The sequence below is a fragment of the Mesorhizobium sp. P2_B5 genome (assembly GCF_056404775.1).
Map to the genome: position 1 here is coordinate 228,832 of NZ_JBFUDJ010000007.1, position 11,698 is coordinate 240,529.

Annotated in this window: 7 protein-coding genes; 6 read left to right on the forward strand and 1 reads right to left on the reverse strand. The window is 64.4% G+C overall.

All coding sequences use genetic code 11. The annotated features are described in order from the left end of the window. The first annotated feature begins 5 nt into the window (after positions 1 to 5). From AC1D1N_RS22790 to AC1D1N_RS22805, 4 genes are all read left to right on the forward strand, one after another. Entirely contained in the window at positions 6 to 1,040 is a 1,035-nt protein-coding gene (locus AC1D1N_RS22790) for an ABC transporter substrate-binding protein (protein ID WP_352556247.1), read from the forward strand. 59 nt (positions 1,041 to 1,099) lie between these two features. Beyond that, the gene (locus AC1D1N_RS22795; RefSeq protein WP_477351176.1) at positions 1,100 to 2,296 is read left to right on the forward strand and encodes a serine hydrolase domain-containing protein; all 1,197 of its coding nucleotides are present in this window, start codon (positions 1,100 to 1,102) and stop codon (positions 2,294 to 2,296) included. 33 nt (positions 2,297 to 2,329) lie between these two features. After that, complete coding sequence (locus tag AC1D1N_RS22800; protein WP_477351178.1) at positions 2,330 to 3,511, forward strand: serine hydrolase domain-containing protein; 1,182 nt, start codon at positions 2,330 to 2,332, stop codon at positions 3,509 to 3,511. A 124-nt stretch (positions 3,512 to 3,635) separates the two neighbouring features. Further along, entirely contained in the window at positions 3,636 to 5,954 is a 2,319-nt protein-coding gene (locus AC1D1N_RS22805; RefSeq protein WP_477351180.1) for a Tex family protein, read from the forward strand. Here AC1D1N_RS22805 and AC1D1N_RS22810 read toward each other — a convergent pair whose 3' ends face one another. Then, positions 5,955 to 6,866, reverse strand: a complete 912-nt coding sequence (locus tag AC1D1N_RS22810; protein ID WP_477351182.1) for a LysR family transcriptional regulator — start codon at positions 6,864 to 6,866, stop codon at positions 5,955 to 5,957. A 108-nt stretch (positions 6,867 to 6,974) separates the two neighbouring features. On the opposite strand from AC1D1N_RS22810, the gene AC1D1N_RS22815 reads away from it, so the two are divergent. Both AC1D1N_RS22815 and AC1D1N_RS22820 read left to right on the forward strand, forming a co-directional pair. Beyond that, entirely contained in the window at positions 6,975 to 8,171 is a 1,197-nt protein-coding gene (locus AC1D1N_RS22815) for an acyl-CoA dehydrogenase (RefSeq protein ID WP_477351184.1), read from the forward strand. 166 nt (positions 8,172 to 8,337) lie between these two features. Continuing rightward, positions 8,338 to 11,697, forward strand: coding sequence for a transglutaminase family protein (locus tag AC1D1N_RS22820; protein ID WP_477351186.1), 3,360 nt, complete (start codon positions 8,338 to 8,340; stop codon positions 11,695 to 11,697). Position 11,698: the final 1 nt, after the last annotated feature.

Below are 11,698 nucleotides of genomic sequence, written 5' to 3' on the forward strand. Positions count from 1 at the left end.
AAACCATGAACTGGAAGACAATGACAGCCGCCATGGGGTTGGCGCTGCTCGCAACGACGGGCCTGGCCCGTGCCGATGGCGAGCTGAACATCTACAATTGGGGCAACTACACCAGCCCCGACGTGATCAAAAAGTTCGAAGCCAAATACAACGTCAAGGTCACCATCACCGATTACGATTCCAACGATACGGCGCTCGCCAAAGTGCGCCAGGGCGGGACCGGGTTCGACATCGCCGTGCCGTCGCAGACCTACGTGCCGATCTGGATCAAGGAAGGCCTCGTCCAGGAGACCGATCCGGGCAAAATGGAGAACTTCAAGAATGTCGCGCCCGAATGGGCCAATCCCGACTTCGACCCCGGCCGCAAATATTCGGTGCCGTGGGCGCTGGGCACTGTCGGCGTCGTCGTCAACACCGATGCCTACAAGGGACCGGCCGACAGCTGGGGCATCATCTTCAACACGCCGGACGAGTTGAAGGGCAAGACCAATGTCGTTCCCGAGATGAATGACGTTATCTTCGCGGCGATCAAATATGTCGGCGGCCAGCAGTGCACCGATGACAAGACGGTGCTGAAGAAGGTGCGCGATACGCTTGTCGCGGCCAAGCCGAACTGGATCGCGATGGAATACAACACCATCGAGAAGATGGGCGCCGGCGACTTCAAGGCGACCAGCGACTGGAACGGCTCGGCGCTGCGCCAGCGGCTGGCCAATCCGGCCATCCACTACAATTATCCGAAGGAAGGCTACGGCCTGTGGAGCGACAACGTTGTCGTTCTGAAAGAAGCCAAGAACGTCGAGAACGCCAAGCTGTTCCAGAACTTCATCATGGATCCGGAAAACGCGGCCGGCCTCTCGGCCTTCCACCGCTACGCCAATGCCATCACGGGCTCGGACAAGTACATGCCGGCCGATATGAAGGACGCGCCGGAGGTTGTCATTCCGGAGGCTGTGAAGGCACAGGGCGAATTCCAGAAGATGTGCGCGCCTGAGATCCAGGACATCTACACCAAGATCTGGACCGAACTGCAGAAGTAATCGCAAGCTGAAAGGCCCGGCGGCATCCGCCGCCGGGCCTTTCCTTTGGAATGATTTTCATGGACTCCTATCGCAACAGCGATCCGCGGCCGCCGATCATGCAGGGCTCGCCGCCGCAAATGGTTCCGCCAAAGCTCGACTGGGACCGGCCGCCATGGAACCGCTGGGCGTTCCAGCATATCCGCGAATTCCTGCCGACCATCGAGGTCTGGCGCGGCACCGGCCATCGCCATCGTTTCGAACGGGCAGAGACCGATCTCGACGCGCTGCCGGTGGAGGACAGCGAGGGCCGTGCGACGACGCTCGCCGGCCTGCTCGACGAGACCTATGCGGACGGCTTCCTGGTGCTGAAGAACGGCAAGATTGCCTATGAGCGCTATTTCAACGGCATGGACGAGCGCACGCTGCACCTGTCGCAGTCGATGGCTAAGTCGGTGACCGGTACGGTATTCGGCATACTGGTCGGGCGCGGCCTGATCGATCCTGCCAAACCGGTGACCGCCTATCTGCCGGAACTCGGCGAGACCGGCTGGGCCGGCGCCAGTGTGCAGCATGTGCTCGATATGACCACAGGCGTGCGCTTTTCCGAGGAATATACCGACCGTTATTCCGACATCGGCCAGGTCGATGTCGCCACCGGCTGGAAGCCGGTGCCGCCGGGTAGCGATCCGAACTTCCAATGGCCGTCGCATCTGTTCGAACTGATCCTGCGGCTGAAGGACAAGCTGCGGCCGCACGGCGCTGCGTTCGAGTACCGCTCGATCGAAACCGATGTGCTGGCCTTCATCATGGAACGGGTGACCGGCAAGCGGCTGGCGCAGCTGGTCTCGGAGGAACTCTGGCAAAAGCTTGGCGCCGACGAGAGCGCCTGCTTCACCGTCGACAGCGCCGGCTATGCGCTGGCCGATGGCGGTTTCAACGCGACGCTGCGCGACTACGCCCGCTTCGGCCAGCTGATCCTCGACAATGGCCGCGGCATCGTGCCGGCCGACTGGATTGCGGCGACGCGCAATGGCAGACATGGGCCGGACTTCAATCCGAGCCTGCCGGAAGGCAGCTACCGCAACCAGTTCTGGATCGAGAATCCGCGCTCGCGCGCGCTGATGTGCCGGGGCGTGTTCGGGCAAATGATCCATATCGACTGGGACACCAGCATGGTCGTGGTCAAGCTTTCGACCTATCCGGATTTCAGCAATGTCGCCTATTCGGTGGCGACGCTGAAGGCCGTGCACGCCATAGCCAAGGCGCTTGGCTGAAACCACACAAACCATCCCTTTGAGGAAACGTTCATGACCGGCAAGACCGCGTTCGAGACCCGCTACGGCTTTGCCCGCAACGAGGTGCTGCTTTCCAACTGGCGGGAAAATCCGTTCAACCGCTGGTCGTTCCAGAATCTCGGCGAACTGGTGCCGACCGCTCCCGTGGCGGCGACGCCTGGAAGCGTCGAGGCGCCGGTGCGGGACATGAGCGGGCTGCTCGGCGAAAAGGTCTCCGTTGCCAGCGCGCCGGAGACGGTGGCCGAATTCCTGGCGCGCTCGAGCAGCGATGCGCTCACGGTGATGAAGGGCGGCAAGGTCATCGGCGACTGGTTCGCGCCGCATATGGATTTCGGCGCCCGTCACATCATCTTCTCGATCAGCAAGTCGGTCACCGCCATCATCGCTGGCATATTGGAAGGCGAGGGCGTGTTCGATCCGGAAGCGCCGGTGGCGCAGTACATCCCGGAAGCCGCCGGTTCGGCCTATGCCGATGCGAGCTGCCGGCATGTGCTCGACATGAGCGTCAGCCTCGATTTCGAGGAGGCCTATCTCGATCCCGAAAGCGCTTTTGCCCGCTACCGCCGCGCGACGCTGTGGAACCCGGGCGGCGGCACGGAAAGCCTGCGCGAATTCATCCTGACCTTGCAGCGGCTCCAAGAACCGCATGGCAAGACCTTCCGCTACCGCTCGCCCAATTCCGATCTGCTCGGCATCCTGCTGGAGCGCGCTTCGGGACAGCGCTTCCCGGACCTGATGCGCGAGAAATTGTGGCTGCCGCTCGGTGCCGTCGGCGAGGCCTCGATCGGCGTCGACATGGAAGGCACGGCACGCACCGCCGGCGGCATTTCGGTGACGCCGCGCGATCTCGCGCGCATCGGTGAGATGATGCGGCAGGGCGGAACGGCCAGTGGCCGCCGCATCGTGCCGGAGGCCTGGGTGCGCGATACGGTCGTTACCGGCGGCAGTGCGGAAGCCTGGCAGCGCGGCACCATGGTGCATCTGTTCCCGAAGGGCCGCTATCGCAACAAATGGTACCAGACGGGACACGAAAACGGCGCCTTCTGTGGCATCGGTATCCATGGCCAATGGCTCTACGTCAATCCGAAGACCGAAGTGGTGATTGCAAAGATGGGGTCGCAGCCGGTGCCGGAGGAGCCTGCGCTCGAACGCGAGATCGTTGCCTTCTTCGAGGCGCTGAGCGGGCGGGTTTAACCGATCCCGGACATCCGAACTGCGGCGCGCTTTCTTGTGGACCCCGCGCGCTGGTGAGATCGCGGCAGTTGGCGGCGCTGATGTCTGCGCCTATGGTCGCCGCTCTTTTGCGACAAGGACCAGCATGGCATCGGACAGCAAGCGCATCGCAGCAATCATCGCGGCCGAGATCGGCGCGCGGCCGGAACAGGCGGCGGCAGCCATAGGGCTGCTCGACGAGGGGGCGACGGTGCCGTTCGTGGCGCGTTACCGCAAGGAGGTCACCGGCGGACTCGACGACACGCAACTGCGCGACCTTGCCGAGCGGCTGGCCTATCTGCGCGAGCTCGATGCGCGGCGCGACACCATCCTCGGTTCCATCCGCGAGCAGGGAAAGCTGACCGAGGAGCTTGAAGCCAAGATCGTTGCCGCCATCACCAAGGCGGAGCTCGAAGATATCTATCTGCCCTACAAGCCCAAGCGCCGCACCAAGGCGGAGATCGCCCGGGAGCGCGGGCTTGGGCCGCTGGCTGAGACGATCCTTGGCAACCGCTCGCTGGTGCCCGCCGAGGCTGCGCTAGCCTATGTCACCGAGGAAGTGGCTGACACCAAGGCAGCGCTGGAGGGGGCGCGCGACATCCTGTCGGAACAGTTTGCAGAGAACGCCGATCTGGTCGGCAAATTGCGCAGCTACATGAAGGAGCGCGCCTTCATGCGTGCCCGTGTCGTCGACGGCAAGCAGGAGGCGGGCGCCAAATTCTCCGACTATTTCGACCATGTCGAGCGCTGGGCCAATGTGCCGAGCCACCGTGCGCTGGCCATGCTGCGCGGCCGCAACGAGGAAGTGTTGTCGCTCGACATCGAGGTCGATGCCGACGATGCCTCACCGGTGAAACCGGTCGAGCGGATGATCGCCAATGTCTACGCCATCGGCTCCAGTCTGCCGGGTGACCGCTGGCTGATGGAGGTCGCTGGCTGGACCTGGCGCATAAAACTGTCGCTGCACCTGACCCTCGACCTGATGCGCGATCTGCGCGAGCGGGCGGAGGAGGAGGCGATCCACGTCTTTGCCCGCAATCTGAAAGACCTGCTGCTGGCAGCACCCGCCGGATCGCGGCCGACCATGGGGCTCGATCCCGGCATCCGCACCGGCGTCAAGGTCGCGGTGGTCGACGGCACCGGCAAGCTGGTGGCGACGACGACGGTCTATCCATTCCCGCCGAGGAACGATGTGCGGGGCACACAAGTGGAACTCGCCGCGCTCATCCGCCAGCACAAGGTCGAGTTGATCTCGATCGGCAACGGCACCGGCAGCCGCGAGACGGAGAAGCTGGTCGCCGACATGCTGTCCGACCTGCCGGCCGGTGCAGGCCCCAAGCCGCTCAAGGTGATCGTCAGCGAGGCCGGCGCTTCGGTCTATTCCGCATCGGCAACTGCTGCTGCGGAATTCCCCGGACTCGACGTGTCGTTGCGCGGCGCGGTGTCGATCGCACGGCGCCTGCAGGATCCGCTGGCCGAGCTGGTCAAGATCGAGCCGAAGTCGATCGGCGTCGGGCAATACCAGCACGATGTCGACCAGTACCGGCTCGGCCGGTCGCTGGAAGCGGTGGTCGAGGACGCGGTCAATGCCGTCGGCGTCGATCTCAACACCGCCTCGGCGCCGCTTTTGGCGCGCGTTTCAGGGCTTGGAGCGTCGCTCGCCGATGCCATCGTCGCGCATCGCGATGCGACCGGACCGTTTGCCAGCCGCAAGGATTTGCTGAAGGTGGCGCGGCTCGGACCGCGCGCTTTCGAACAATCCGCCGGCTTCCTGCGCATTGCCAATGGCAGCGAGCCGCTCGATGCCTCGTCGGTGCATCCGGAAGCCTATGGCGTGGCCAAGAAGATCGTCGCCGCCTGCGGCCGCGATGTGCGCGCGCTGATGGGCGACAGCGCCGCGCTGAAGGCGCTCGACCCACGCGTCTTCGTCGATGAGCGTTTTGGTCTGCCGACGGTGCGCGACATCATTGCCGAGCTGGAAAAGCCCGGCCGCGACCCGCGCCCCGGCTTCAAGACGGCGACCTTTGCCGACGGCGTCGACGACATCAAGGATCTGAAGCCCGGCATGCTACTCGAAGGCACCGTGACCAATGTCGCCGCCTTCGGCGCCTTCGTCGATATCGGCGTGCACCAGGACGGGCTGGTGCATGTCTCGCAACTCGCAGATCGCTTCATCAAGGACGCGCATGAGGTGGTGAAGGCCGGCGACGTCGTGAAGGTGCGCGTCGTCGACGTCGACATCAAGCGCAAGCGCATCGCACTTTCCATGCGCAAGGATGGCGGCGAGGGCGGTGCCTCGAAAGGGCCGCGCGACAATGGCGGCGGCAAGCCGGCGCCACGTGGGCCGACACCACAGCGCCAGCCGGAGCGGCCGTCGCAAGGTGCGTTCGGCGCGGCGCTGGCCGATGCCTTGAGGCGGAAGTAACTACCACGCCAGAACAGCCGGCTCCTTCTCGACCTGGCCCAGCAGCCAGTCGCGAAAGCTGGCGACCGGCGGGTGGCCGCGCTTGTCGTGTGGGACGACGAGGTAGTAGGCGGTGCGGCTCTGCATCGGCTGTCCGGGCGTCGCCACGAGCTGGCCGCGCTGCAACTCGCCAGATATGAGAACCTGCGGCAGGAGCGCGACACCAAGCCCCGCCATGCAGGCCTGGGCGACGGTGCCGAACTGCTCGAACTGCATGCCAGGCCCGGTCGGCGCACTTAGGCCCTGCTCCTCGAACCATTCGCTCCAGGCGCCCGGACGCGTCGCCATGTGCAGCAGCGGCAGCCGGCTGATGTCGGCCGCAGTAGTGATGTCGCGGCTGGCCAGAAATTCGGGCGAGACCACCGGCATCACGGTTTCGCGCATCAGAAGCGTGGAGTCGGCGTCCGGCCAGTCCGGCTGGCCATGATGGATGGCGGCGTCGAGCCGCTCACGGGCGAAATCGAAACGGCCGATGCGCGTGACGAAATTGATGGTGATGTCGGGGTTCTCTGCGACGAAATCCGGGATCAGCGGCATCAGCCACCGTGTGCCGAAGGTCGGCAAGATGGCTAGGTTCAGCATGCCGCTATGCCGATTGCTCATCAATCCGAGCGCGGCGTCGCGCAACTGGCCTAGCGCTGCGTGCACCGCCTCGGCGTAGATTTCTCCCGCCGTTGACAGCCGGACATTGCGGCTATCGCGCTCGAACAGCCGGCGACCGAATTGTTCCTCCAGAAGCCCTATCTGGCGGCTGACGGCGCCCTGGGTCAGGTCGAGTTCCTGGGCAGCGGCAGTGAAAGAACCAAGACGGGCCACCGCCTCGAAGGCGGCAAGGGCGCTGGTGCTAGGCAAAAGGCGGCGCTGGACGTTCATGATCCATTACTATCTCTCATGGATCGGTGATGCAATTTCGTTTGATTTTTTTGAGGTAGAGGCGGATAAGCCCGGCAATCAATATTTTGCTGGGAGAGACCGAGAGCCATGGCCGCCGACAAGAACGCGTTCGTTTGGGAAGACCCTTTCCTGATCGAGAACCAGCTTTCCGAGGACGAGCGCATGGTGCGCGATGGCGCTGCGGCTTTCGCCAACGACAAGCTCGCGCCGCGGATCGAGGAGGCCTATCTCGAGGAAAAGACCGATGCCGGCATCTTTCGCGAGATGGGCGAGGCCGGCCTGCTCGGCATCACCATCCCCGAGGAATATGGCGGGCTCGGCGCCAATTACGTCACCTACGGGCTGGTGGCGCGCGAGGTCGAGCGTGTCGATTCCGGTTATCGCTCGATGATGTCGGTACAATCGTCGCTGGTGATGTATCCGATCCATGCCTATGGCTCCGAGGCGCAGCGCAAGAAATACCTGCCGAAACTGGCCTCGGGCGAATGGATCGGTTGCTTCGGCCTGACCGAGCCGGATGCCGGTTCCGATCCCGGCGGCATGAAGACGCGGGCCGAGAAGACGGCGAATGGTTACAAGCTCTCCGGCTCGAAAATGTGGATCTCCAACGCGCCGATCGCCGATGTTTTCGTCGTCTGGGCGAAGCTCAAGGGCGACAACGGCAAGGATGAAATCCGCGGCTTTGTGCTGGAAAAGGGCATGAAGGGACTGTCGGCGCCGAAGATCGGCGGCAAGCTGTCGCTGCGCGCCTCGATCACCGGCGAGGTGGTGATGGAAGGCGTCGAGGTCGGCGAAGATGCACTGCTGCCCAATGCCAAAGGCCTCGGCGGTCCGTTCGGCTGCCTCAACCGCGCCCGCTACGGTATTTCCTGGGGCGCGATGGGCGCGGCCGAGGATTGCTGGCGCCGGGCGCGGCAATATGGCCTCGACCGCAAGCAGTTCGGCAAGCCGCTGGCCGGCACGCAGCTGTTCCAGAAGAAGCTCGCCGACATGCAGACCGAGATTGCGCTCGGCCTGCAGGGTTCGCTGCGCGTCGGGCGGCTGATGGACGAAGGCAAGATGGCGCCGGAAATGATCTCGATCATCAAGCGCAACAATTGCGGCAAGGCGCTCGACATCGCCCGCCAGGCCCGCGACATGCATGGTGGCAACGGCATCCAGATCGGCTACCACGTCATGCGCCACGCGCAGAACCTGGAGACGGTCAACACCTATGAAGGCACGCACGACGTGCACGCGCTGATTTTGGGACGGGCGCAGACGGGGATACAGGCGTTTTTCTGAGCTAGCCTCTTCGCTTCGCTGGAGGCTGCTGGAACCGGTCGCCAACGTGGCAGTGCAGTCATTAGCTGCTTAAATTAGGTGCACCGCAACATCTGTGCTTGGAGAATGCCCAAGAGATGTGTCAGGGTTCGGCGAATTCGTTTGAAACGCCGATCTCCGGGGCCCCATGGCAATTCTGGCAGCCGTCTACCACCTGACCCACTATAAATACGACCGGCCCGTGGTTCTCGGACCCCAGGTCATCAGGCTGCAACCGGCGCCGCATTCCCGCACCAAGGTGCTCAGCCATTCGCTGAAGGTCGGGCCAGCTAACCACTTCGTCAATCTGCAACAGGACCCCTACGGCAATTTCCTCGCCCGCTTTGTCTTCCCCGAGCCGGTGACGGAATTGAAGATCGAGGTCGATCTCGTCGCCGACATGACGGTCTACAATCCGTTCGATTTCTTCGTCGAGCCGGCGGCCGAGACCTTCCCGTTCGACTATCCGGAAGAGATCAGGGACGATCTCGCCATCTACCGCACGCCGGAACCGGCGGGGCCGCTGCTGTCCGCCTTTCTGAAAACCATTGACCGCAGCCCGACCAACACCGTCAATTTCGTCGTCGACCTCAATGCGCGGCTGCAGCGCGAGATCGCCTATATCGTGCGCATGGAGACCGGCGTGTTTTCGCCGGAGGAGACGCTGGCCGCGAAAAAAGGCTCGTGCCGGGATTCGAGCTGGCTGCTGGTGCAAATCCTGCGCAACCTCGGCATCGCCGCGCGCTTCGTTTCCGGCTATCTGATCCAGCTCAAGCCCGATCTCGTCGCGCTCGATGGCCCGGCCGGAACCGCGGTCGACTTCACCGATCTGCACGCCTGGTGCGAGGTCTATATTCCGGGCGCCGGCTGGATCGGCTTCGACCCGACCTCGGGCCTGCTCACTGGCGAAAGCCACGTGCCGCTGGCGGCAACGCCGCATTTCCGCAATGCCGCGCCGATCTCCGGCATGGCGAGCTTTGCCAACGTCGAGTTCGGCTTCGACATGCGGGTCGACCGCATCGCCGAGCATCCGCGCATCACCAAGCCGTTTTCGGACGAAAGCTGGCAGGCGCTGGATGCGCTGGGCAACAAGGTCGATGCAGCGCTCCAGGCGGGCGACGTGCGGCTGACGATGGGCGGCGAGCCGACCTTCGTGTCCATCGACGATTTCGAGTCGGCCGAGTGGAACACCGCCGCCGTCGGCCCGACCAAGCGCGAGAAGGCCGATGCGCTGATCCGCAAACTGCGCGAACGTTTCGCGCCGGGCGGCTTCCTGCATTATGGCCAGGGCAAATGGTATCCCGGCGAGAGCCTGCCGCGCTGGACCTTCTCGCTTTACTGGCGCACCGACGGCCAGCCGGTGTGGAGCGATCCGTCGCTGATCGCGCGCGAAAAGAGCGATGCGAAGGTCGGACCGCAGCAAGCCGAAAGCCTGCTGACGGCGATCGCCGGCGAACTCGGCATCGACAAGGCGATGGTCAGCGAAGCCTATGAAGACCCGGCCGAATGGCTGCTCAAGGAAGGCAAGCTGCCCGACAATGTCGACCCGTCCAACTCCAAGCTGGAAGACCCGGAAGAGCGCAGCCGCATGGCGAAAGTCTTCGAGCGCGGGCTGACCAAACCGTCGGGTTATGTGCTGCCGGTGCAGCGCTGGAACAGCCAGGCATCCGGCCAGCGCTGGCGTTCGGAGAAATGGAAGACCAGGCGCGGCCGGCTGTTCCTGGTGCCTGGCGATTCGCCGGTCGGCTACCGCTTGCCGCTCGGAACGCTGCCTTACGTGCCGCCGGCGCAGTTCCCCTATATCGTGCCGGTCGATCCGTCGCTGCCGCGTGGTCCGCTGCCGGCGCGGGAAGCGATCCTGCCTTCCGTCGCTCCGGCCGAACTGGAAGGCGCCGACGAAATGGCGCGGCGCCAGCAGGCGATTTCGTTCACCGCGACGACCGGTCAGCAGGATCGGGTCGAGCAGGAGATCACCGAGATCGGCGGCGCGGTGCGCACGGCACTGTCGGTCGAACCGCGCGACGGGCGGCTGTGCGTGTTCATGCCGCCGGTCGAGGCGCTGGAAGACTACCTCGAACTGGTCGCAGCCGCAGAAAATGCGGCCAAGGCGATAGGCCTTCCCGTGCATATCGAAGGCTACGGGCCGCCGCACGATCCGCGTCTCAACGTCATTCGCGTTGCGCCCGATCCCGGCGTCATCGAGGTCAACATCCACCCGGCCGCCAACTGGCAGGACTGCGTGGCAACGACAACGGCGATCTACGAAGAGGCGCGGCAGACGCGGCTTGGCGCCGACAAGTTCATGATCGACGGTCGCCATACCGGCACCGGCGGCGGCAACCATGTCGTCGTCGGCGGCGCAACGCCCAATGACAGTCCGTTCCTGCGCCGGCCCGATCTCTTGAAGAGCCTTGTGCTGCAATGGCAGCGGCGTCCGTCGCTGTCCTATCTGTTTTCCGGCCTGTTCATCGGCCCCACCAGCCAGGCGCCGCGCTTCGACGAAGCGCGGCACGACTCGCTCTACGAGCTCGAAATCGCGATGGCGCAGGTGCCGCACCCGGACCAGGGCAATGCACCGCTGCCATGGCTGGTCGACCGGCTGTTCCGCAACCTGTTGACCGACGTCACCGGCAATACGCACCGCTCCGAAATCTGCATCGACAAACTGTTTTCGCCCGATGGCCCGACCGGCCGTCTCGGCCTGGTCGAGTTCCGCGGCTTCGAGATGCCGCCCAATGCGCGCATGTCGCTGGCTCAGCAATTGCTGGTGCGTGCGATCATCGCCCGCGCCTGGAAGAACCCGCTCGAGGGCCGCTTCGTGCGCTGGGGTACCTCGCTGCATGACCGTTTCATGCTGCCGCATTGTGTCTGGGCGGATTTCCTCGACGTGCTCGACGACCTCAAATTGAACGGTTTCGAGTTCCGTCCCGAATGGTTCGACGCGCAACTCGAATTCCGCTTTCCGTTCTGCGGCGAGGTCCAGCATGCCGGCATCAAGCTGGAGCTCAGGCAAGCGCTGGAACCGTGGCATGTCATGGGCGAGCAAGGCGCCATAGGCGGCACCGTGCGCTTCGTCGATTCCTCGGTCGAACGGCTGCAGGTCAGGACCGAAGGCCTCAACCCGGAACGCCACGCGATCGTCTGCAACGGCCGCGTCGTGCCGATGAAGGTGACCGACAATAGGGAAGTCGCGGTGGCGGGCGTGCGCTTCAAGGCGTGGCAGCCGGCGTCCGGCCTGCATCCGGCGCTGCCGGTCAACACGCCGCTGGTCTTCGACATCTATGATCGCTGGTCGGGACGGGCGGTTGGCGGCTGCGTCTACCATGTCGCGCATCCCGGCGGGCGCAGCTACGACACCTTCCCGGTCAACGGCAATGAGGCCGAGGCGCGGCGGCTCGCCCGCTTCGAGCCGCGCGGCCACACGCCGTCGGCCTATGTGCTGCGCAACGAAGAAGCCTCTGAAGACTTCCCGATGACCCTTGACCTCAGGCGGCCACCCAGACTCTGAT